This window comes from Hyphomonas johnsonii MHS-2 (assembly GCF_000685275.1).
Classification (GTDB): Bacteria; Pseudomonadota; Alphaproteobacteria; order Caulobacterales; family Hyphomonadaceae; genus Hyphomonas; species Hyphomonas johnsonii.
This window is the reverse complement of the sequence record NZ_ARYK01000018.1, coordinates 1-244: the sequence shown is the minus strand read 5'-3', so window position 1 is coordinate 244 and position 244 is coordinate 1. Positions and strand designations below refer to the sequence as shown.

1 protein-coding gene is annotated in these 244 nt (G+C 76.6%); it reads left to right on the top strand.

The genetic code is table 11. From position 1 onward, the window contains the following. A partial coding sequence (locus HJO_RS18575; RefSeq protein ID WP_035619629.1) for a hypothetical protein occupies positions 1 to 244 on the top strand: 244 nt, incomplete at both ends.

Below are 244 nucleotides of genomic sequence, written 5' to 3'. Positions count from 1 at the left end.
GCCTTCATTGCCCAGGGGCTGGAGCAGGCGCGCTATGCGCTGCTCAACGTGCGCAACCTGACCGACATGGTGCGCGCGCCGGTGACGCTCCGGCGCGGCACGGCGCGGCGGGCACGGGCGCGGCTCAGGATGCTGGAGACCATCGTGCGGCGGCTGGTGCTGCTGTTGGCGCTCGGCCTGCGCCTTGCGCCCGTGCGTCCCCGCGCGGCCACGCCGCCCGCCCCGCTGCCGCCCGGCGTGGAAG